27 protein-coding genes and 5 tRNA genes are annotated in these 20,777 nt (G+C 64.3%); 11 read left to right on the forward strand and 21 right to left on the reverse strand.

Annotation, left to right across the window (positions count from 1 at the left end):
• Complete coding sequence (locus AC4ELH_RS22750) at nt 1-1,470, forward strand: glyceraldehyde-3-phosphate dehydrogenase (protein WP_064883367.1); 1,470 nt, start codon at nt 1-3, stop codon at nt 1,468-1,470.
• Here the strand turns inward: AC4ELH_RS22750 and AC4ELH_RS22755 are convergent.
• The 17 genes from AC4ELH_RS22755 to AC4ELH_RS22835 all read right to left on the reverse strand — a co-directional run bounded on the left by AC4ELH_RS22755 (nt 1,446) and on the right by AC4ELH_RS22835 (nt 10,672).
• Nucleotides 1,446-2,138, reverse strand: coding sequence for an MspA family porin (locus tag AC4ELH_RS22755; RefSeq protein WP_064958363.1), 693 nt, complete (start codon nt 2,136-2,138; stop codon nt 1,446-1,448). The genes AC4ELH_RS22750 and AC4ELH_RS22755 overlap by 25 nt on opposite strands.
• 63 nt (nt 2,139-2,201) lie before the next feature.
• Nucleotides 2,202-2,882 (reverse strand): MspA family porin, encoded by a 681-nt coding sequence (locus AC4ELH_RS22760; RefSeq protein WP_064883362.1) that lies wholly within the window; start codon nt 2,880-2,882, stop codon nt 2,202-2,204.
• A 300-nt stretch (nt 2,883-3,182) separates the two neighbouring features.
• The gene (locus tag AC4ELH_RS22765; protein WP_131811651.1) at nt 3,183-3,746 is read right to left on the reverse strand and encodes a hypothetical protein; all 564 of its coding nucleotides are present in this window, start codon (nt 3,744-3,746) and stop codon (nt 3,183-3,185) included.
• A gap of 82 nt (nt 3,747-3,828) precedes the next feature.
• The gene (locus tag AC4ELH_RS22770; RefSeq protein WP_448445072.1) at nt 3,829-4,743 is read right to left on the reverse strand and encodes a ribonuclease Z; all 915 of its coding nucleotides are present in this window, start codon (nt 4,741-4,743) and stop codon (nt 3,829-3,831) included.
• Nucleotides 4,744-4,750: 7 nt separating this feature from the next.
• Nucleotides 4,751-5,398: a zf-HC2 domain-containing protein gene (locus tag AC4ELH_RS22775; RefSeq protein WP_448445070.1), complete on the reverse strand. Its 648-nt coding sequence runs from the start codon at nt 5,396-5,398 to the stop codon at nt 4,751-4,753.
• Complete coding sequence (locus tag AC4ELH_RS22780) at nt 5,395-5,940, reverse strand: sigma-70 family RNA polymerase sigma factor (protein WP_448445068.1); 546 nt, start codon at nt 5,938-5,940, stop codon at nt 5,395-5,397. The genes AC4ELH_RS22775 and AC4ELH_RS22780 overlap by 4 nt, the downstream gene beginning before the upstream one ends.
• Nucleotides 5,941-5,945: 5 nt before the next feature.
• Nucleotides 5,946-6,398, reverse strand: a complete 453-nt coding sequence (locus tag AC4ELH_RS22785; RefSeq protein ID WP_448445066.1) for a COG4315 family predicted lipoprotein — start codon at nt 6,396-6,398, stop codon at nt 5,946-5,948.
• Between the two features lie 19 nt (nt 6,399-6,417).
• Nucleotides 6,418-6,993 (reverse strand): cytochrome b, encoded by a 576-nt coding sequence (locus AC4ELH_RS22790; protein ID WP_448445064.1) that lies wholly within the window; start codon nt 6,991-6,993, stop codon nt 6,418-6,420.
• Nucleotides 6,990-8,048: a catalase family peroxidase gene (locus AC4ELH_RS22795; protein ID WP_448445062.1), complete on the reverse strand. Its 1,059-nt coding sequence runs from the start codon at nt 8,046-8,048 to the stop codon at nt 6,990-6,992. The genes AC4ELH_RS22790 and AC4ELH_RS22795 overlap by 4 nt, the downstream gene beginning before the upstream one ends.
• A gap of 168 nt (nt 8,049-8,216) precedes the next feature.
• Nucleotides 8,217-8,290, reverse strand: a tRNA-Arg gene (locus tag AC4ELH_RS22800).
• A gap of 11 nt (nt 8,291-8,301) precedes the next feature.
• Nucleotides 8,302-8,375: transfer RNA gene (locus AC4ELH_RS22805), tRNA-Arg, on the reverse strand.
• A 158-nt stretch (nt 8,376-8,533) separates the two neighbouring features.
• On the reverse strand, nt 8,534-9,028 hold the full coding sequence (locus AC4ELH_RS22810) for an HNH endonuclease (protein WP_448445060.1): 495 nt from the start codon (nt 9,026-9,028) through the stop codon (nt 8,534-8,536).
• 34 nt (nt 9,029-9,062) lie between these two features.
• A tRNA-Gly gene (locus AC4ELH_RS22815) sits at nt 9,063-9,138 on the reverse strand.
• Between the two features lie 8 nt (nt 9,139-9,146).
• Nucleotides 9,147-9,221, reverse strand: a tRNA-Lys gene (locus AC4ELH_RS22820).
• A 54-nt stretch (nt 9,222-9,275) separates the two neighbouring features.
• Nucleotides 9,276-9,360 (reverse strand) — tRNA-Leu (locus tag AC4ELH_RS22825).
• A gap of 190 nt (nt 9,361-9,550) precedes the next feature.
• Nucleotides 9,551-9,823: a hypothetical protein gene (locus AC4ELH_RS22830; protein ID WP_448445058.1), complete on the reverse strand. Its 273-nt coding sequence runs from the start codon at nt 9,821-9,823 to the stop codon at nt 9,551-9,553.
• A 57-nt stretch (nt 9,824-9,880) separates the two neighbouring features.
• Entirely contained in the window at nt 9,881-10,672 is a 792-nt protein-coding gene (locus AC4ELH_RS22835; protein WP_498886846.1) for an alpha/beta fold hydrolase, read from the reverse strand.
• A gap of 215 nt (nt 10,673-10,887) precedes the next feature.
• Between AC4ELH_RS22835 and AC4ELH_RS22840 the strand changes: the two genes are divergently transcribed.
• Entirely contained in the window at nt 10,888-11,427 is a 540-nt protein-coding gene (locus AC4ELH_RS22840) for an orotate phosphoribosyltransferase (RefSeq protein ID WP_448445054.1), read from the forward strand.
• Nucleotides 11,428-11,456: 29 nt separating this feature from the next.
• Here AC4ELH_RS22840 and AC4ELH_RS22845 read toward each other — a convergent pair whose 3' ends face one another.
• Nucleotides 11,457-11,981, reverse strand: a complete 525-nt coding sequence (locus AC4ELH_RS22845; RefSeq protein ID WP_448445052.1) for a hypothetical protein — start codon at nt 11,979-11,981, stop codon at nt 11,457-11,459.
• A gap of 88 nt (nt 11,982-12,069) precedes the next feature.
• Between AC4ELH_RS22845 and AC4ELH_RS22850 the strand changes: the two genes are divergently transcribed.
• From AC4ELH_RS22850 to AC4ELH_RS22885, 8 genes are all read left to right on the forward strand, one after another.
• On the forward strand, nt 12,070-12,765 hold the full coding sequence (locus AC4ELH_RS22850) for a response regulator transcription factor (protein ID WP_498886849.1): 696 nt from the start codon (nt 12,070-12,072) through the stop codon (nt 12,763-12,765).
• Nucleotides 12,758-13,888 carry a sensor histidine kinase gene (locus AC4ELH_RS22855; protein ID WP_498886851.1) on the forward strand — a complete coding sequence of 377 codons (1,131 nt, stop codon included), beginning with the start codon at nt 12,758-12,760 and terminating at the stop codon, nt 13,886-13,888. Before AC4ELH_RS22850 ends, AC4ELH_RS22855 begins: the two co-directional genes overlap by 8 nt.
• A gap of 34 nt (nt 13,889-13,922) precedes the next feature.
• Complete coding sequence (locus tag AC4ELH_RS22860; RefSeq protein WP_498886853.1) at nt 13,923-14,138, forward strand: hypervirulence associated TUDOR domain-containing protein; 216 nt, start codon at nt 13,923-13,925, stop codon at nt 14,136-14,138.
• On the forward strand, nt 14,131-14,676 hold the full coding sequence (locus AC4ELH_RS22865; RefSeq protein ID WP_498886855.1) for a DUF488 domain-containing protein: 546 nt from the start codon (nt 14,131-14,133) through the stop codon (nt 14,674-14,676). The genes AC4ELH_RS22860 and AC4ELH_RS22865 overlap by 8 nt, the downstream gene beginning before the upstream one ends.
• Nucleotides 14,673-15,011, forward strand: a complete 339-nt coding sequence (locus tag AC4ELH_RS22870) for an MGMT family protein (RefSeq protein ID WP_064883327.1) — start codon at nt 14,673-14,675, stop codon at nt 15,009-15,011. Before AC4ELH_RS22865 ends, AC4ELH_RS22870 begins: the two co-directional genes overlap by 4 nt.
• A gap of 168 nt (nt 15,012-15,179) precedes the next feature.
• On the forward strand, nt 15,180-17,369 hold the full coding sequence (locus tag AC4ELH_RS22875) for a catalase (protein WP_498886857.1): 2,190 nt from the start codon (nt 15,180-15,182) through the stop codon (nt 17,367-17,369).
• 98 nt (nt 17,370-17,467) lie between these two features.
• The gene (locus tag AC4ELH_RS22880; RefSeq protein WP_448445040.1) at nt 17,468-18,166 is read left to right on the forward strand and encodes a HemK2/MTQ2 family protein methyltransferase; all 699 of its coding nucleotides are present in this window, start codon (nt 17,468-17,470) and stop codon (nt 18,164-18,166) included.
• On the forward strand, nt 18,163-18,351 hold the full coding sequence (locus AC4ELH_RS22885; RefSeq protein ID WP_448445038.1) for a CDGSH iron-sulfur domain-containing protein: 189 nt from the start codon (nt 18,163-18,165) through the stop codon (nt 18,349-18,351). Before AC4ELH_RS22880 ends, AC4ELH_RS22885 begins: the two co-directional genes overlap by 4 nt.
• A 1-nt stretch (nt 18,352) precedes the next feature.
• Here AC4ELH_RS22885 and AC4ELH_RS22890 read toward each other — a convergent pair whose 3' ends face one another.
• A complete protein-coding gene (locus AC4ELH_RS22890) occupies nt 18,353-19,372 on the reverse strand; it encodes an iron-containing redox enzyme family protein (protein ID WP_448445036.1) in 1,020 nt (339 codons plus the stop codon).
• A gap of 218 nt (nt 19,373-19,590) precedes the next feature.
• Between AC4ELH_RS22890 and mbp1 the strand changes: the two genes are divergently transcribed.
• A complete protein-coding gene (gene mbp1, locus AC4ELH_RS22895; RefSeq protein ID WP_064883428.1) occupies nt 19,591-19,833 on the forward strand; it encodes a microaggregate-binding protein 1 in 243 nt (80 codons plus the stop codon).
• A 151-nt stretch (nt 19,834-19,984) separates the two neighbouring features.
• Here the strand turns inward: mbp1 and AC4ELH_RS22900 are convergent, their stop codons facing one another.
• Nucleotides 19,985-20,185, reverse strand: coding sequence for a hypothetical protein (locus tag AC4ELH_RS22900; protein WP_498886860.1), 201 nt, complete (start codon nt 20,183-20,185; stop codon nt 19,985-19,987).
• Between the two features lie 262 nt (nt 20,186-20,447).
• Nucleotides 20,448-20,729, reverse strand: coding sequence for a WhiB family transcriptional regulator (locus AC4ELH_RS22905; protein ID WP_498886862.1), 282 nt, complete (start codon nt 20,727-20,729; stop codon nt 20,448-20,450).
• Nucleotides 20,730-20,777 lie beyond the last annotated feature (48 nt).

Genomic DNA, 20,777 nt, shown 5'->3' on the forward strand with positions numbered 1-20,777 from the left:
TTGAACTCGCCAGAACTCGCCCATTGGAATGCTCAGGAAGCACTCGCGGAGGCGATGATCCCGATCATCGGCACCCTGTACCGGGCGAAGGGCGTGACAGTCCTGCTGCACAGCCGGTCGCTGGTGAACCGGTCCGTCATCAAGATCCTGCGGACGCACCGGTTCGCGCGACAGGTCGGCGGTGAAGAACTGTCGGTCGAAGAGACCTTCCCGTTCTTGCAGGCGCTGGCCGATCTGGACCTGGGCCCGTCGAAGATCGACCTCGGCCTGCTGATCATGGCGTACCGCGCCAGCGATGAGGGATTGTCGGTGCCCGAGTTCACCGCGCAGGTCCTCAGCGACGTGACCGGCGAGAACAAGAGCGAACCGCAGGGTCCGCGGGACGTGGTGCTCTACGGGTTCGGCCGGATCGGCCGGCTCGTCGCGCGCCTGCTGATCGAGAAGGCCGGCTCCGGAAACGGCCTCAACCTGCGCGCTGTGGTGATCCGCAGCAACGGGGAGGGCGACCTCGCCAAGCGGGCGTCGCTGCTGCGCCGCGACTCGGTGCACGGCCAGTTCGACGGCACGATCAAGGTCGACACTGAAACCAACAGCCTCATCGCCAACGGCAACGTCATCAAGTTCATCCACAGTGACGATCCGGCGACCGTCGATTACACCGAGTACGGCATCGACAACGCGATCCTGATCGACAACACCGGCAAGTGGCGTGACCGCGACGGCCTGTCCAAGCACCTGCGGCCCGGCATCGCGAAGGTCCTGCTGACCGCCCCGGGCAAGGGCGACGTCCCGAACATCGTGCACGGGGTCAACCACCGCACCCTCGACCTCGAACAGCAGATCTTCTCGTGCGCATCATGCACGACCAACGCGATCGTTCCCCCGCTGAAGGCAATGGACGACGAGTACGGCATCGCCCGCTGCCACGTGGAGACGGTGCATTCGTTCACCAATGACCAGAACCTGCTGGACAACTATCACAACGCCGACCGTCGCGGCCGGTCCGCGCCGTTCAACCTGGTCCTGACCGAAACCGGTGCGGCCTCCGCTGTCGCCAAGGCCATGCCTGACCTGAAGGCCAAGATCAGCGGCAGCTCGATCCGCGTTCCCACCCCGGATGTCTCGGTGGCGATCCTGAACATGCAGCTGCACCGCCCGACGACCAAGGAAGAGGCCCTGGAGTACCTGCGCCAGGCGTCCCTGTCGGGACCGTTGAGCCGCAACCTCGACTACACCGCGGCGACCGACGCAGTGTCCAGCGACTTCATCGGGTCACGTGCGGCCAGCATCATCGATGCCAACGCGACGATCGTCGACGAAGACAACGTGATCCTCTACGTCTGGTACGACAACGAATTCGGCTATTCGTCCCAGGTGGTGCGCACGGTGCAGTACCTGTCGGGCATCGAGTACCCGACGTATCCGCAGATCGGGGCCGACGCGGATCAGACGGTCTTGGTCACTCCGTAGTACGCGACGACGTCTTGGGACCCCGGGGCTGCGCTGGTCAGCTTTGCGAATGACCGCAGAAAAGACTGGCCAACGCACCCATCGATCTTGATGTGCACGTCTTTGAGCGTGACCCGGGAATCCTTGCCTTTGAACTTCATTTCGGTGACCGGGACGTCGATGACCTCGCCCGGTTTCGGGCGCACTTCGACATTGCCCTGAATCGGTGCGTTGATCCCGCCGAGGCCAGTCCGGCTGACCGACGAGGAAAGGCCGAGGCTGCCGGTCAGGCGAACCGAACCCAACTCGATACCGCAGCCGATCTGGTAACCCGCCTCGAGCGTGCCGCCCTGCAACGACGTGGTGCCGCTACCGCTGATGTTGCCGGTGAATGTCCCACCAGCCAGGTACTCACGCGACGAGGTCGCGGTGGTCAGGGCTGGGATCGGCAATTGCGTCTCATCCCTGGCCGTGAGCTTCAATACCCAACCGTCCGGCGTCGTGACCACGGACGGTTCCGCGGAGCCGACGGTCCCGGTGTCCGGCGGGGCTCCGGGTTCGCCTTCGACGGGCGGCAGAGCATCTGCGTTCGGCTCGTGCGGCAGGACGGGTTCGGGAGCGGCGGTCGCGTGGGGCGCCGGCACCGCCAGCGCACCTACCGCAAACAATGCAGCAAGAATCTTGGTCATGTCAGTTGTTGACACCTCTCGGAACGTAAACGATTGAGCGAGTGTGAGTTTGAGGCCGGGACTTCACACGGCCTTGGTCACGCCCACGTAGGAGACGACATCCTGCGTGTCGGCGGTGGAGCTGGTGAAGGTCGCGTATGAGCGAATGAAGGACTGGCCGACGCAGCTGTCGATCTTGATCCGCAGGCCGGTGATCGTCACACGTGCCGCATCACCCTCATATTCGATCTTCGTCACGGGGACGACGGATGCCGTGCCCGGCTTGAGAGTGGGGCGGATCTGCGCGAAGAGACCACCTCCGACGCTCGGCACTCCCGCGGAGCTCAGCGAGGGCGTGATATTGCCGCCGAACCTCGCATCGACGACATCGGCACTGATGCCACAACCGATTTGATATCCGGCCTCCAACGTGCCACCGGCCAGCGCGGCCTTGCCAGAGCCGGTGACCTCGCCCAGAAACGTTCCACCCACCAGGTATTCGCGCGAGGACACGGCGGTAGTCAACGGAGCCACGTCGAGCTGCGTTTCGTCCACTGCCTTGACCGAAAGCGTCCAGCCCTCGGGTGTCGGCAAGATCCCCGGCGCCGCCGACGGGACGGTGCCGTTGTCGACTTCGGGCGCAGGTGCAACATCGGGCGCCGGCGGAGCTGGAATCGGCTGGGCTCCAGCCTGGTTGGCGCCGGCAAGAGAAGCAAAAGCGCCGAGCGAACAGGCGACAGCCAGTGGTGCAAGGGTTTTCAGCATGGTGCGGCGGCGGGCCTCTCAGTAATCGAAGATTTCTTCCCGAGGGAACGTAGCAATGCCCGTGAAGCGGTGTCACCAGCCAGCGATCAGTTGCACATAAATAGTTGGGACGCAGCGTTTCCCGTAGGTGAATGACGGGGAAACTGTGCCTGGACATTAACCGGTAGCCACAGATGGCAAGCCATCACACTGATGCAATACTTTGTCCCACAGGAGTTTTCCGCACGAGAGTTGCGAAAAGCTTTAGAAACTCATGCATTGACGCAGAGATGAGGGGCTCGACAGGAGCACCCATCAGAACTACGTGCCCAAGCGCCCTGGGGTGACGGAGATCCGGCTGATCGCGATGCCGATGCTCACGGCGATGTACTCGCGGGCCGTCATTGCAGCATCATCGCGGCTGACGGCGGTCACGACTTGATCGAGTTCGGGGATCCTTACGCGGTAGCCGTGCCGCGTGGGTTCGACCTCGATGGTGAAGCGGTGATCCGGTAACGGCATCGGCCGCGGCCGAAAGAACCGCATGTTCAGAGATTCCAGCAGACAGTCAATCTGGTACTGCTCCCGGCGCTTGCGTCTGATGGCTTCACGAAGGCGTGGCGTCCGACGCCGGTTGCGATCGTCGGCCGCGTGTCTGACGAGCAGTTCGCAGTCACGGGCCAACTCTTCTTCGACCTCAGCCCGCTGCGACTCCAGGAGTCCCCGGTAGTAGCGGGCCTGCCGCAGCTCCTGCTGACGGGTCAGCTGGACGACCTCGTCGCGCTCCGCGGCGGCGTCGAGCCTCTCGGGCTCATCGGCAACACTCAGCGCTCGGATCGATGTGCCGGCACGCTGCTGATCGCAGGAGGGGACCGACATCGTCACTCTGACATTCTGCGGACACTAACGGTGTCCGCCGGAGACTTCATATCAACTTCATGTCATGCACGCGTGGGGATCGGCGCCCTCACAACCGTCGGGGAACGCGGATCCTGGCCAGGTCCTCGGCCGTGATCACCTCGCCGCCGAAGACCTCGGCTGCCTCGTCGTGATGATGCCGGGCATCGTCGTAGCGCTGGGAGAAATGGGTCAGCACCAGCCGCCGCACGTTGCTCGCGGCGGCGACCTGACCGGCCTGCCGCGCGGTCAGATGGCCGTAACGCGAAGCCAGCTCGGCGTCCCCGTTGAGGAACGTCGCTTCGATCACCAGGAGGTCTGCGTCCTCTGCCAAGGCGTACACGGCGTCGCACAGGCGGGTGTCCATGATGAAGGCGAAACGCTGGCCCGGCCGAGGCTCACTGACCTCGGACAGCCGCACCCGGCGGTCACCGATACGCACTTCTCCGGTCTTCTGCAGTTCGCCGACGAGTGGTCCGGCAACCCCGAAACGTGCCAGCGAGTCAGGCACCATCCTCCGGCCATCGGGCTCGACGAGCCGGTAGCCGATCGAGGGCACCGAATGGTCGAGCGTGCGCACCTCCAGATGGCCGAATGCCCCATCGGCGACCGGGCCGTCGGCGCTTATCGGGTGCTCCTGCACGTCGAGTGTGTCGTGGAAAATGCTCGCGTGCCGAAGGCGGGCGAAGTACTCCTGGCCGGACGCCGGATAGTAGGCGTGCAGCGAATGCGACGCCCCGTCCAGCGACATGCGTTGCAGCACTCCCGGGACCCCGAGGCAGTGGTCGCCATGAAAGTGGGTCAGACACAGCCGGGTGACGGCACTGGCCGAAACACCTGCGAGGATCAGCTGGCGTTGTGATCCCTCTCCGGGGTCGAACAGCAAGCCCTCGCCGTCCCAACGCAGCAGATATCCGTTGTGATTGCGGTGACGTGTCGGCACCTGGCTGGCGGTACCGAGCACGATCAGCTCGCGGATCGACACAGGCTGCTCAGCGTTCCACGCTGGCCAGCACAGTGTTGTCGGCATCGACGATGTTCAGCTTTCGCAGCTTCGGCATCGGAATCGACGTCGCCCCTTGTACGACGCCCGCCCCGGTAGGCATGGCGGCCCAGGTGGCGGCCGGCTGCATCTGTCCGCTGTCGTCCATCGTCCGCAGTGTGAATACGCCATCGGGCGGCAACTGTTTCAGGTCGAGCACGATGGCGGTCCCCCACGGCTTCGGCGTCAACGTCACTGACCCGGAGGCGCCGGCCGCAGCGACCGAATGCATCGCAAAGGTGCCCGTACCCGGTGGGGCCGTATCGCCGCGCGGGATGACCAGCACCAGTGCGACGGCGGCCAGTACCGCGGCGCACGCAGCCAGCGTCACCCGGTGGCGGACACGGCGGGTCGCTGCGGCACGGCGGGCAGCGAGCATGTCGCGCAGTGCCAGTTCCGACTCCCCATCGTCGGTGGGCTGGGTATCCAGATCCGCCCGGTCGACCTTGCTCAGGAGAGCCGGCAGGGGCGCGAAATCTGCAGCTTGGGCGCGGCACTGTGCGCATTCTTTGAGGTGCGCCTCGAACCGCCCGCGTTCCTCGGCATCGAGACCCCCGAGGATATAGGCGCCGAGAAGAACATGAGGTTCGTCGATCACAGCAGCCCCATCTCGTCGAACACCGCTCGCAATGCGCGCACTGCGTAGTAACTGCGTGACTTCACGGTACCCACAGCAACATTGAGCCTATCCGCTGCTTCAGCAACAGTGAGGTCGTCGAAGTACAGCGCTTTGACCACCTCACGATGTTCGGGGGACAACCGTTGCAACGATTCACCGATGACGATCCGCTCCAAGGACTTGTTGACGACATCGGCACTGGGCAGACCAATATCGGTGTCCACAAGCACCTCGCCTCGCCGTGATCGCCGCCGCCATTGATCGACGATGACGTTCCGGGCCACTGTGAACAGGAATGATCTGGGATTGCCGTCGTCGGCGTCGATCTGGTCGATGTTCTTCCAGGCCCGCGCGAACGTCTCCTGCACGACGTCCTCACGGTGCTGTACATCGACGACATGTCCGGCGACGAATCGCCGGACCGCTTCGCCGTGCATGGTGTACAGCATGGTCAAGAGCCGGTCGTCGGCCGCACGTTCACGCTTTGCGGCCGACGATCGGCGACGTCGCGGACGGTTCACCACGTTCAGTACCGGGGTAGCCCGTCAGATTGCACAATCCCCCACTTGGAATTGCCCAGCTCCTTACCCACGCCCTCATGTTGCCCGACCGTCTTGTCCTGGATGAAGGTGTAGAGCGGGCGCGAATTCAAGGTCAACTGGCGGGTGCCATCCGGGCGTAGGTACACACCCAATACTCCATCAACACCTGCCACCTGCGCAGGCAACGGATCGGGGGCGGCGACGGCAGGCCACTTCTGTAGGCAGCGCTCGCCGCATCCACTGGTCGCGAGAGTGTCGCCCTGGAACGCGTACACCGTCATTCCCCGCGCGTCGACGACGATCTCACCCAGGTCCGATACCTGTTTTGCGAGGATCGGTTCCGGCCCGGCCGGCTCGTCGGCGTTCGCGTGAACCGGCGCTGCGAATCCGACGACCACGCCTGCGGAAAACAGCGTTGCACCAACAGTTCTTCTCATCCGAGTGATAACCACGGGCTTACGTACGCCGACGTAGCTCAAGAGGTTCATCGCCCCCGAACGTCATTCGGCGCAGCATGCCATCGCGCAGTGTCAGCGTGTGCCAGAGCACCGCCGACACGTGTGCCGCGATCATCGCGACCAGGGCGTACGCCACGACCGAGTGAGCGTCCCGAAGCAGACCGAACAGCTCAGCATTCACAGGGACGACCGGTGGCAGCCGAAGCGCGCCGCCCAACACAACCGGCACTCCGCTCGCAGACAGCATCGCCCATCCGAGCAGCGGTTGTACCAACAGCAAGGCGTACATGGCGAGTTCGGAGCCGACAACCGCGATGCGCTCGACCCGGCCGACGGTCGCGGGGAGAGCGGGCCCACGATCAGTGAGCCTGTTGAGCACACGGATCACGAACACCACGAACACGAGTGCGCCCAGAACCTTGTGCACGCTGAGGAGCACTGCGTAGTCCGCGAGGGAGTTGGCCAGGACAAACCCGACCACCAGTGCGCCGAACACGAGCGCTGCGGCCAACCAATGCAGAACGCGGGTGCCCAGCGCGTAGCGGGAGCCGGATCGGATGGCCGACGCGATCATTGCGCCACCTCCCCGGCCTCGACCTGCGGGGCTTCGCCGGCAACACCGGCGCGCCGACGAAACGATGCCGCGTACACCGCCGAGCGTGCGGGGAGTAGTGGGTCTTCCGAGGGTTCGATGCCGTCCGGCAGCACCATGGGATCGAAGTTGACATCGCGGGCGTTGCCCGCCGACTCCGTCGCGATGGAGTCGAGCACCACGGTCCCCGTGTCGATCGTGCGCCGATCAGCCGGCCACGCGACGGTGGCGTCGCGCACATCGTCCTCCGGCTCACCGATCGTCACCAATAGGCGCCACCGCAACGGCTCGGTGCGGATATCGCGAATGACGCTGTCGAACAGCCGGTTCGGATTGCTCGAAGTTTCGTCGGGTGGCCTTACCTCCCGCAGCGGGCTCAGTGACCATCGCACGGGTGTGCGGTCACCGTTCGCGTTCACAAAGTAGAAGGCGTTGAGCCCCCGGAAGGTGCTGTCGGCAAAGCCCGAGGTGAGCAGTTGCTGCTTGATCACCGACATGGCGCTCGCGGTTTCAGGATGGTCGGCCAGGAAACGTGCCATGACGTTGGGATCAGGCTTGCCGGTCCCGGGCACGGGTTTGGAGGCAAGCAATCGGTCGTAGAATCCCTGCACGGAATTATCCTGGAATACCGGAATATTCAGCATCGCGGTTCGCCACTGCCCACCACCCGGATACCCCATGGCCAGGCCCAGTCCCCGCGGAGCATCGACGGTGTCGGCCACCATGGGATTTCCTCCCGGCACCGAGAACCGTCCTACCAGCGGGGTGCGGCCGACCTGGAAAACCGCAGCCTTGGTGATCTCCGACCCGGCACCGTTGCTCTCGAAAAACCCGCTTACCGCAACGCCTTTCGCATGATTCAGCCGATAACCGCGATGGACCCCGGCAACCTTGTAAAACGCGTCGACGAACGCCTGAGGGGTCAACCTGCTCCGCGATCCAAGCGGACCGCGGGCGTAAAGCACCGCACCCAGGTCGGTGGCAAGGAACCCGCCGACCACCGCGATACCGAGGACAACGCTTCGTCGAGTGACCACACCGCTACGCCGTGATGAGTGCACGACCGATCTGCGAACCATGAACGACCTACCTATACCTGTTGGGCCAGTACCCGGGGGTATACGCCGGACCGGCACCGAAGGTTCACCGCGATCGATGCGGGGTCTTCTTGCCCACCCCAGGCCACACTGGAGCAGCGTCGTGCGCGCCCGCGGCTGGACTCGAACCAGCAACCTCCTGCTTCGTAAACAGGCGCTCTCTCCATTTGAGCTACGCGGGCATCCCGTGCCGTGCCCCTGGACGGAGTCGAACCGTCAACCTTCGCCGTCGGAGGACGACGCTCTATCCGATTGAGCTACAGGGGCGTGGGCATGAGTGGGGTGGCGAACGGGATTCGAACCCCCTGAGCCGCAACAGGGCCCGGCTCTACTGAAGAGCTACGAGGGAGTGCATTGTGCGGGCGGGCGGGGCGAACGACTTCCGCTCATTGCGTCGTCCGCCCCGCCGGGTAGAGCATCCCTGGTCAGGCCATCGCCGGAACGCGGTAGCGGGCCCGCTCGTGCGGCTCGTACGGCTCCCAGAACAACCGCATACCGGCCTCTTCGGGAGTGCGATTCCCCTTGCGGCCGTTACACGGTGCGCACGCGGCGACGAGATTCAGCCAGGTGTTCTGGCCTCCACGCGACTCAGGCACCACGTGGTCCAGCGTGTCGCCGTATTCGCCGCAGTAGGCGCAGGTGTAGCCGTCACGTTCCAGAACCCCGACACGCGCTGCGCGATGGCCGGGACGGTGCGGCACGTGGATGTACTCGCGTAGCGCGACCGAGGCCGGCAGCTCGATGACCGTCGACGGGCTGTGTATGTGCACGGCCGGGCTGTGGCGCTCGATCACGTAAACCGAGCCCCGCAGCAGCAGCCGTATCGCCTCCTGCCAGGCCACGTGGGTCAGCACGCGGTAGTCGGCGTTGTACACCGTCACGGCATGCTGACGGTTTGTGCGTTGACGAAAGTGCTTCATGACCGCGTGCCTCCTCTCTGATTTGTCGTTTCAATGGAACCGCTGACGGGGCTCGAACCCGCTCTGCCAGTTTGGAAGACTGGCGTGCAAACCGGTTACACCTCAGCGGCATGAATACTGGTGCGCCGTGAGGGTTTCGATCCCCCGTCCCCAGATTAAGAGTCTGGTGCTATCCCAACTCAGCTAACGGCGCGTGTGTGAGTGCCGATCGTCGAGTGTGATACACGATTCACCGACGATCCGACAGTGCGCTCGGCAGGAGTTGAACCTGCATGCCCGTGTAGGGCACCCGGGTCTGAGCCGGGCGCGTCTTCCAGTTCCGCCACGAGCGCGGATGTCACATTTTGCAGTTTTCAAAGATCCGACGCGACAAAAATTTTCGATGTCGCGCCGTTCTGCACACGTTCATTCGTGCGCCTTGCCGCCAACAGCATGCGCTGCCGAAACCGCGATTGTCGAGAGTATTTTTCGCCGTAACTTACTGCGCACCAACTGAATTGGTCGCATCAAATTACAGAAACGTCAGGCGACGTTCCTGTCAGCGGCAACGGTGAGGCTGAGAGATTTGTGAGATTGTTCTTCGAGCCCACGCTTCCGGCCGGGGCGTGCACCCAGTGAGCGGGTGGCGGTTTGCAGACGCGTTGGCCGGAAGTAACGGCGATGCCACAGGGCCTTGCGCACGACCGACTGCCGGGCAATGCCTTTCGTACCCGCGAGGCCTGCGCACGACAAACTCGCCGTGGATGCGTAGTGCATCCCGGCGAGCAGCGCATAGGCGTCGCAGAACATGGTCACGGCGTGACGGTAACACCGCATTGCGACAGGTCCCAGTGATTTTTGGGTGGGATGGCATCAGGCGGTGCCGCGGTCGATCACGAACTGGCGGATACCGGCATTGACCTCGTCAGGAAGCTCGAGCGGTAGAGCATGCGAGGTGCCGGGCCACAGCTGATACTCCCAGTCGGGCACTACCGCGTGTATCCGTTGGAGACCTTTTGACGAATCGTGAACAGTGTGGCCCGCCAAGAGAACTTGCGACGGAATACTCACCGAACGTAGGACGCGAGCACTGACGAAGAGCGGAGTCGGCGTGCCCAGGGGTGGCGCGAACGCGGCGAATCCCGCGAGAAACAGCCCGGCGAGCTGGTCGACAAAGCTGCCCGGCTCGGGACCACCCGTCACCCACGCCGCTGCGCGCTGAGCACGCGCCGACCGCGGCCATGACGTCACGATCACCAGGCTCGTCCAGAACTTTGCCGAGATTCGGGCCACCGTGCTGGCCGGGTCGATCAATGTCATCGTCGCCAACCGCTGGGGGAACCGTGCAGCTGTGTGTGTAGCGAGCCAGCCCCCGTATGAGTGCCCGACCAGGTGCACATCCTGCAGGCCGAGTCCGGTGAGTACGTCGTCAATGCAGCGCGCGCAATCAGCTGGAGTGCGCATCGATTTCGACTGCATACTTGCGCCGGGCTGGCCCGGCATGTCGATCGTGTAGACGGTGAAATCGCCTGCCAAACCGGCTACTTGGCGCGCCCACATGGCGGAAGTCAGAAAATAGCCGTGCAGAAGCACGATCGGCACTCGACCTGCCGGGCCGTGCCGGTACACCCGGACAGTGCCGAACTTCGTCGCAACATCGTGCATGGCATCCGCCGGCGGACTCAAAGCCCGTATTTCCTCATACAAGTCCAGATAACGCAGCCGGGCAGATGCGCTCCTGAACCCGGCGTGAGCACTCCCCAACAACGCAGCCCCTCCCACCGACGCCGTTCCGTATGAGGAATCCAACCCCAGATCTCGCGTGTGTGACAGCCCCACACGCCGCCCCACTCGTCACACCTAGTGCCACGATGAACAGCATGGACCGCCAACTGCTCGCTTCGGATGTGGACCGCGCCTGTCGCCTCCGAGGACAGTTTCAGCTTCGATCAGGCCAGATCTCTCACGAGTACTTCGACAAGTACTCGTTCGAGACAGACCCTCGATTATTACGACGCGTGTGCGAGGCCATGGTTCCGCTCATTCCTGCCGATACCGACCTGCTCGGTGGCCTGGAGCTCGGCGGCGTCCCATTGGCCACCGTGTTGAGTCAACTCACCGGCATACCAACACTATTCGTACGGAAAGCCGCCAAGACCTACGGCACCTGCAGGCTCGCCGAGGGTGCCGACACCGCCGGAAGAACGATCACTCTGATAGAGGATGTGATCACCACCGGCGGTGCCGTCCGGGATGCAGCTCAGGCCATACGCAGCGAGCACGGCAGCGTCTCGACCGTAATCTGCGCGATCAACCGAAGTGCTGATCCCACCACCGTCCTACGAGACGTCGGACTGACCGTTCGTGCTGTGTTGACCAAGGACGACCTCGACGCCGTCCGACCAAGCACAACCGATTAACTCGACATCAACCCCGAGCCTCTGGGTTCTCAGCCCGGCCTGCCAGTCCCCTCTGGCGGGAGCGCGGCGGCGAAGAAGTCGTGGCACGCCTCGACCGCGGGCTTCAGCTCGGGAATGCTGCCGGCGCTGACGTCGCCACGCATCCTCGAAGTGTCGATGAGCGGATCGCGTGCGGTGCCCGGGTCGGGGAAGTCCGGCACACCATGGTCGCGCACGCATTGCGCGAATTCGAGCGCCGCGGCCTGCTGCGCCGGCGTGCGCTGGGCGTCGGACCAACCCGGGGGCTGGAGATTCGCACACGCACCGATCGCGTTCTGCCAGGTGGCCTTCGGCACAGAGATGCCTCCATAGCTAATTTGGCCTTGTGCGTTGGGATTTGGAAAGTCCGCGACGCCGTTGGCCCGCATGCACTCGGAGTACCTGGTCGTCTGTTGCTGACCCGCCGGGTCGGCGACAGCCTGGGAGGCGAAGGCCACACCTCCCGCGCCGATCAATGCGGCGACGGCGAGGGTGACGGAGGGACGTCGGTTGTGTGCTGAGTTGTCGTTTGTCATGGCCGCCAGTCAAGGCCCGACGCTGTTGTCGGCGCGTATGCGATTTTCGATATGCCGACGATATGAGCGAGCTCGTAGCGTGGAGAGCATGCGTGTGTTGGTCGTCGAAGACGAGCCCTATATGGCGACGGCCATCCGCGACGGTCTGCGTCTGGAGGCGATCGCCGCCGATATCGCCGGCGACGGGGACACCGCGCTGGAGTTGTTGAGCATCAACACCTACGACATCGCCGTGCTCGACCGCGACATCCCCGGCCCCTCGGGCGACGAGGTCGCTGAACGTATCGTCGCTTCGGGCAGCGGGACGCCGATCTTGATGTTGACCGCTGCAGACCGGCTCGATGACTTGGCTTCGGGATTCGAACTCGGTGCCGACGACTATCTGACCAAGCCGTTCGAACTGCGAGAGCTCGTGCTGCGGCTACGAGCACTCGACCGCAGGCGCGCCCAGAGCAGGCCGCCGGTGTGGGAGATCGCGGGCCTGCGGCTGGATCCATTCCGGCGCGAGGTGTACCGCGACGGCCGACATGTCGGCCTTACCAGGAAACAGTTCGCGGTGCTCGAGGTTCTCGTCGCGGCCGAAGGCGGTGTCGTCAGTGCCGAAGAGCTCCTGGAGCGGGCGTGGGATGAGAACGCCGACCCGTTCACCAATGCCGTGCGCATCACGGTGTCGGCGCTGCGCAAACGCCTCGGCGAACCCGGGATCATCGCGACCGTGCCCGGCGTCGGCTACCGCATCGAGAACGCAGCGGGCTCCGGGCAGGGGGAACGAAACGATGGATAGAACACCGGGATTGAGCCTTCGGCTCAAGCTCACCCTCAGCTACGCCGGGTTCCTGATGGTCGCCGGCGCTCTGCTGCTCACCGCCGTGTGGGTGTTCCTGCTGCGGTACGTGCCAGACCGGATGATGATCATCCCGGGCAGCACTGACATCGAATTCCCCAACGATGTCTTTCCCATCCGGTCCAGGCTCCTGCACGTTTTCGCTCCCAGAGCCGCCGTCGTGATGGCGTTTCTGCTGGTATTCGGTCTGGTCGGCGGGTGGCTGCTGGCCGGCCGAATGCTCGCACCCCTGACGCGCATCACAGCCGCCACCCGCATGGCCTCGAAAGGATCACTGTCACACCGAATTCGGCTGTCGGGGAGACGAGATGAGCTTCGCGAACTCGCCGACGCCTTCGACACCATGCTCGAGCGGCTCGAAGCACACGTCGCCGAACAGCAGAGATTCGCCGCCAACGCCTCCCATGAACTGCGCACCCCGTTGGCGATCACGCAGACCCTGCTCGATGTGGCCCGCCAGGATCCCAACACCGACACCGGTGAGCTGGTCGAACGCCTGCACGCCGTCAACACCCGGGCGATCGACCTCACCGAAGCGCTGCTCCTACTCAGCCGTGCTGATCAACGGTCCTTCACCCAAGAACACATCGACCTGTCGCTCATCGCCGAGGAAGCCACCGAAACGCTGCTGCCCCTGGCGGAAAGACACGGCATCATCCTCGAGACGTCCGGCGACGTGGCGCCCACCACGGGCTCTGCCGCGCTCCTGCTGCAGATGGCCACCAACCTGGTCCACAACGCGATCGTGCACAATCAGCCCGCTCATGGAACCGTGTGGGTCACCACGAGGGTAGACCCGACCTCCGTGATGCTCTCTGTCGAGAACACCGGCGACAAGCTCACTGCACCAATGGTTTCCACGCTGGTCGAGCCGTTTCAACGCGGCAGTGAACGCGTGCGTACCCACCACGACGGTGTCGGGCTCGGTCTGGCGATCGTCAACAGCATCATCCATGCCCACGACGGGACGCTCACCCTCACTGCCCGCCCCGGCGGCGGGTTGCGGGTCGTGGTGCAGCTGCCCACGAAGACAGCCATGACGACCACCGTCAGCCGGCAGTGATGATTGAATGATGCAAGCGTCATAGGGAGTGGCTATGCCTGACACATTCAATGTCGGTGACCACGTCATGTGGAACTCGGAAGCCGGGCACGTCTCGGGCACGGTGGTCAAGGTCCACACGCAGGATTTCCAGTACAAGGGCCACACCCATCGGGCCTCGACCGACGATCCACAGTACGAGATCAAAAGCGACAAGACCGACCACGTCGCCGCTCACAAAGGCGGCGCCCTGCGACTCGTCGATGAGTGAACCCATCTTCACGATCGGACACTCCACGCGAACGTTCGCCGAGTTCGCGGGGTTGCTCCGCGACAGCGGCGTCCAATTGATCGTCGATGTTCGGAAGCTGCCAGGCTCCACTCGATATCCGCAGTTCGATCAGGACTCGTTGTCGGCGTCGCTCGGCGATGCGGGAATCGGCTATCAGTACGCGCCGGGATTGACCGGCCGCCGTACCGTCAGCACCGAAGTGCCGTTCGCGGTCAACGAATGGTGGAAGAACCGCAGCTTCCACAACTATGCCGACTACGCGATGTCCGAGGACTTCCGGCGCGCCCTCGATGAGTTACGCGAGTGGAGACGCACCTCACGGATCGCCGTGATGTGCTCGGAGGCAGTGTGGTGGCGCTGCCACCGGCGGATCATCGCCGATCATCTGCTCTCCCACAACGAGACGGTGTGTCACATCATGGGCCCGGGACATGTCGATACTGCGCAACTCAGCGCCGGCGCCGTCATCGGGCCTGCCGACACAGTCACCTATCCAGCCGCCGGAGAACGACCATGACCAGGCGAGAAGCTCTCAACGAGGCAGTACGCGCGGTGCTGGACGACATCGAGCCGGGATTCGTCGCGACCTATGGCGACGTCGGCCGGCGATTGGGCATCTCGCCACGACAAGCTGGACGGGAAGTGAGCAGAGTGCCTGACGATGTTCCGTGGTGGCGCGTCGTGCGTGCGGATGGCGAACCGGCAGCCTGCCGCGATGGTCGCGCTGTGGTGTTGCTCAAGTCCGAAGGGGTTGCGTTCCAGGGCGGACGCGTCGACCTGGCCCGGGCCCGGTATCCGTGGGACGCTTCACGCGTCGTGGACCATGCTGATCACCACGACCCTTCCGCGTAGAGGGTCGGGTCACGCAGGCGCCGTAGGTCGTTGCGCCCGATCGTTCGACCCGCTGCGTTTGCGATCCGATGCAGCCGGGTACCAGGTAACTCCCGGCGCGCAGCCGCCGCGCCGTCCCGTGCGGGCCGCGGTGTGGCGCTGACAGCCCCAACTCTCTCTACGCTTGGAGTGTCCGATGCCCCCTTCACGAAATCGAGACCAGAAATCCCCCGCCCCCGTCGGACCCGCGGGGTCGCCGAAGGTTTTCTCGGACAGGCGGACTCACGAGCACAGACCGGACGGTATCTGACCACGGCGCAGGGCGTACGCATCCCAGACACCGATCACTCACTCAAGGCCGGTCGCCGCGGCCCCACCCTGATGGAGGACTTCCACCTCCGCGAGAAGATCACCCACTTCGACCACGAACGTATTCCGGAGCGGGTGGTGCACGCCCGCGGAGCGGCCGCACACGGCACATTCGAGGCCTACGGCAATGCCGCCGGCGTCACCAAAGCGGACTTTCTGGGCAAGAAGGGCAAGAAGACCGAGGTCTTCTGCCGGTTCTCCACCGTGCTGGGCTCGCGCGGTTCGGCCGACACCGTACGTGACACCCGCGGGTTCGCGGTGAAGTTCTACACCGACGAGGGAAACTTCGACCTGGTCGGCAACAACATGCCGGTGTTTTTCATCCAGGACGGCATCAAGTTCCCTGACATCATCCACGCCGGCAAACCGCATCCAGATCGCGAGATCCCACAGGCGCAGTCGGCGCACGACACCTTCTGGGACTTCGTGTCGCTGCACACCGAAGCCACCCACCACGTGTTCTGGAACATGAGCGACCGCGGCATCCCGCGTTCCTTCCGGACCATGGAAGGATTCGGCGTACACACCTTCCGACTGGTCAACGCCAAGGGCGAAACCAGCCTGGTGAAGTTCCACTGGAAGCCCATCGCCGGGGTGCACTCGCTGGTCTGGGAAGAAGCGCAGATCACCGCCGGGGTGGATCCGGACTTTCACCGGCGCGACATGGCCGACGGCATCGAGGCCGGTGCTCCACTGGAATACGAACTCGGCATCCAGGTGATGCCCGACGACGGCACGGACGCGTTTCAGGGCATCGACCTGTTGGACCCGACCAAGATCGTGCCCGAGGAGCTGGTTCCGGTGCAGCTGATCGGCAAGCTCACGCTGGACCGCAACCCCACCAACTTCTTCGCCGAGACCGAGCAGGTGGCATTCCACACTGGCAACCTGGTGCCCGGCATCGAGGTCACCAACGATCCGCTGATGCAGGCTCGGCTCTTCTCTTACCTGGACACCCAGCTCACCCGCCTGGGCGGGCCGAACTTCACCCAGCTGCCGATCAACCGGCCGCACTGCCCGGTGAACGACATGCTGCGCGACGGCATGCATCAGACCGCCGTGCACACCGGCCAGGCGCCCTACCGGCCCAACAGCATCGACGGTGGGGAACCGTTGGTCGCCGACGCCGAGGAAGGCGGCTACGTCCCGACGCCGCGGGTCGTGGACGGCCCGGTAGAGCGGGCACAGCCGGCGTCGTTCGACGATCACTTCAGCCAGGCGGCGATGTTCTACCGCAGCCTGACCAAGATCGAGCAGGACCACGTCGCAGATGCGTTCACTTTCGAACTCGGCAAGTGCTTCGAGCAGTCCATCAAAGAACGCGAACTGCAGGTGCTCGCCAACGTCGACACCGAACTGTGCCAGAAAGTGGCCGCCGGTCTGGGTCTGCCTGCGCCGAAGGGCAACCCGCCCAAGGACGTTCTGATCTCACCGGCGTTGTCCCAGATCGTCACCGAGCCTGGTCCCGTCGCGGGGCGCAAGGTCGCGGTAATCGCTGATGCGAATTCAGATCTGGCCGGAATCGCCACGCTGACAAAGTCTCTGGACAAACTGGGTGTGCAGGCGTTGGTCGTCGCCCCGCACGGCGGCACCCTCAAATCAGGGCGGCGTTCGGTGGTGGTGGAACGCACGTTCGCCACCGCCCGCTCGATCGAATTCGACGCAGCCGTCGTGGCGGCGGGCACGGCACCGACCACGGACATCCGGGCCATCGTGTTGTTGCAGGAACTGCTGCGACACTGCAAGGCACTGGGCGCCTGGGGCGACGGAGTTGCGCAACTCGATGCCGCGGGGATCGACCGCACCTTGCCCGGAGTGTTGCTGGCCGGTGAGGCAGACAAGACGTTCACCACCGAACTCGTCGCCGCCCTCGGCCTGCACCGGGTCTGGGACCGCGCCGATGTGGTCACCGCTTCTGCCATTCCACCGTCGAAACCCGCTCTCCCGCCCGCGGTCTCGGGTAAACGGTCTGCCGCCAAGAAGGCGACTCGGCGCGCCCGCGCAAAGTAGGACACCGACGCTCGGCTGAGATCAACAGCGTTTGAACAGCGGCGATAGCGGGCATTAACCACGGGCAGTGTTGACCCCTTCACCGTTGAGAGGCCGATGTGACAACCGCATACAACCCGGAGCTCCACCCGATCAGCACGATTGTCGTGGCAGATGGTGTCTATGCCCCACAAGAAGATTCTCAACTGTTGATCGATGTGATGGAAGAAGCCGGCCTGGCAGTCGGCCGGACCGTTGCGGATCTGTGCACCGGCAGCGGCGTGGTGGCGATCAACGCCGCGGCCCAGGGAGCGTCGGCCGTCGCGGCCTTCGACATCTGCCAGCGTGCGGTGCGGTGCGCCCGGTCCAATGCCTTGGCGCACGATGTCGCCGTCGACGTGCATCTGGGATCCTGGGCCCGGGCCGCCGAGTTCGGGCCTTTCGACCTGATCACCTGCAACCCACCGTACGTTCCACATGACCCGGACAACGCGGCGCCGACGGGAGTGACCGGTCAGGCGCGCGCGTGGGATGCCGGTGAGGACGGGCGAATGATTCTGGACCCGCTGTGCGCCGCGGCGCCCGACCTGCTCGCCGACGGCGGCAGCCTACTGCTGGTCCAATCGGAATTCGCCAACCCCCGTAAGACTTTGGCGGATCTGTCCGCTGCCGGCCTGGACGCCGATATCGTTGCCTGGCAGTGGGTTCCGTTCGGCCCGGTGTTGTCGTCCCGCGCGGACTGGCTCGAAGAAACCGGGCGTCTTGAACCCGGCCGACGCGAGGAGGAACTGCTGGTGATCCGCGCGGACAAGCCATGAGTGACGCCGACCGCCGCACTGTGCGGCCGGTGCAAGGGGGCCCTGTGATGGTGCAGGGCCCCGTTCGAATCGAGATGCCTGATGGCACGGTGGTGGGCTCCGACCGCTTCATGGTGGCTATTTGCGCGTGCCGGCGCAGCAAGGATTATCCGCTGTGCGACACCAGCCACCGGCGCCGGCGATGACTCAGCTCAGCGGACAGCGCAGCGAGGACTGACCTTTGGCCCATCGACCCATCATGTGATCGGCCAGCCGGTCCTCAACCAGAGCGTGGGCTCGAATCCCGAACACCACATCCGCCTCGAGGTCGGGCTCGCGGGCCAACAGATCACCCACCACGTCGGTGCGGACCACCTGTTCGTGCACGGCATCGGCTTCTACATGTTCTGCGTAGAACCCAACGCACTCCTGCGGAGCACCAAGGCGCTCCAAGGCCTCCACCAGCCGCCGCGAACCCGGTGAGGAGGTGATTTCAGTTGAGGCGAAGTGCCCGACCGCCGCACCGCGCAGCTTGCGATGCAGACCGAACAGGGACATCAGATTCACCGCCGCCAGCGATTCGGCCGGCACATTGCCGATGTAGCCGAGGTAGCTCGAATCCAAGCCGGCGGCGCACATCAGGTCGGCGAACAACTGCTGGTGCAGCCGCGGCCCGCGGCCGCCGCCGAACTCATCGAATTCCACCGCGACGAAGGACGCTTTGGCCTGGCCTGTCAGCCGCGGGATGGCCCAGGCGTGCGGATCACCTTCTTTGAGGTGATACAGCGAGCGGTGCACGAAGTATTCGCGCATCTGCTCCCAGGTTCCCTTGTCGCGCAGGTGATATGACAGGCCTTCACCGTCGACCGGCTCGATCGAGATCTTCTCCATCTCGGCCGGCGCGGTGTCTCCGGGGTGAACCTCACCGACGCCACGCCGCACTTCCGTCAGGAACTCCCGCTCCAACTTCCCACGCAAGTGCAGCAGACCGGCATCCCACTCCCAGCCAGGGTCCACGCCGGCGAAGCCGCGGTAATGCAGCTCGTAGCAGACATAGAGCGCCAGGTGTAGGTCGAGACCGCAGGGGTCGGAATCGGCCAGCGACGCCTCGACGCGAGACAGCTGGTTACAGGGCGCCCGCTCCCCCAACAACCTGATGACCGCAGCCGACAACGGACCACGGGGGTCTGGCAGCGTGGGCTCGTTAAGGATTGGCGCAGACGTCACGGCGGTATACCTACCCAGAAGAGCGGCGGAGTAATCGGGATGCTCGGGCGGTTGCCGGGCGGGCGGCGGAACATCGACGAAATCGCCGACAGCAGTGTGAACCCCGTCGCAGCCGAAAGGGCAGCCGTTTACTGCGAGGCCATTTGGGCAATCCTGCTGCCGCTTGGAGAGGCCGAGGCCTCGTGGAACCCGCCAAACACCAGGAACGGAAGGCAAGCATGACCGAGAAGAACTCAGGTCCTGAAGAAGGCATCAAGGCCGTCGTCGAGGATGTCAAGGGCAAGGCCAAGGAAGCTGTAGGTACCGTGACCGGTCGCGACGATCTGATTCGCGAGGGCAAAGCTCAGCAAGACAAGGCCGACGCTCAAAAGGACGTCGCGAAGAAGGAGGCCGAGGCGGAGTCGGCACGGGCCGGAGCCAAGGCGGCCGAGAAGCGGCAAGAGGCTTACCAGCGACCGTAACCGGGCGTGTTTGAAGAGATAGCCCAGCCCCCTGCGGGTTGGGCTATCTCTCGTCCGGAGGCCAATGCGGCCTCCTTCTGGCTCAGAACCAGACCAACTGCCGATTGTGCTTACGGAAGGCCGGTCGTCACGGAGCTTGACGAGTTGCCGGTCAAGCTTGTCTGTCGATCAATGCCAAGAGCTTGAGAGGCGCGGCAGCGACGAGGACCGCGACGAGAGCCGAGAGTGCCAACCCCAAGAACGCTGCCGTGAGCATGAGATACATGGCAGTTTGCAGCCGCTCTAGAACACCACTCATGAAGCAACCTTTACGGACGAACTGACGCTCTTGCGGTGCGCTCTCGTCGCGCACAACGCAGACCTTAGGCCGCGCGCCGACGGGGCCGGAGTTACGTTATGTAACGAACTCGCCGGAATCATTGACACTCTGACACCTCGGTCAAGCGAACTGCGCGTGGGTCGTACGCACTGGCTGTCGCCAGCCTGATCGCCGCCGCGTCCGTCATGCTCGTGCGAAAGCGATCGGTCGACGTCACCGACTACCTTTTCCCCGAGCCTGCACTGGCCGACATCGACCCGCCCTGAAGGTTATCGGGGAGACACCATTGCCGACGTCATCGGCCGCTGCCCTTCCGCAAGAGCTGGCGCTCCCCCTCGGACAACCCACCCCACACTCCGAACGGTTCGACAATCTCCAACGCGTGGGCTCGACACTGCGCCAGGACATGACAGTTTCGGCACAACGCTTTGGCCCGCAGTTCACGTTCAGCCCGTGCACGGCCGCGTTCACCCTCGGGCGAGAAGAAGACCGAAGAGTCCACACCTCGACAACGCGCACCCATCTGCCAATCCCAATGATCCACATTCGGACCCGGCAGCTGCTGCGGCAATTGCATTGTCAACTCCTAACCAAGAGGGGCAACCAGACCCTCAGACCAGTTCCC

The sequence above is a fragment of the Mycobacterium shunyiense genome, from assembly GCF_058270075.1.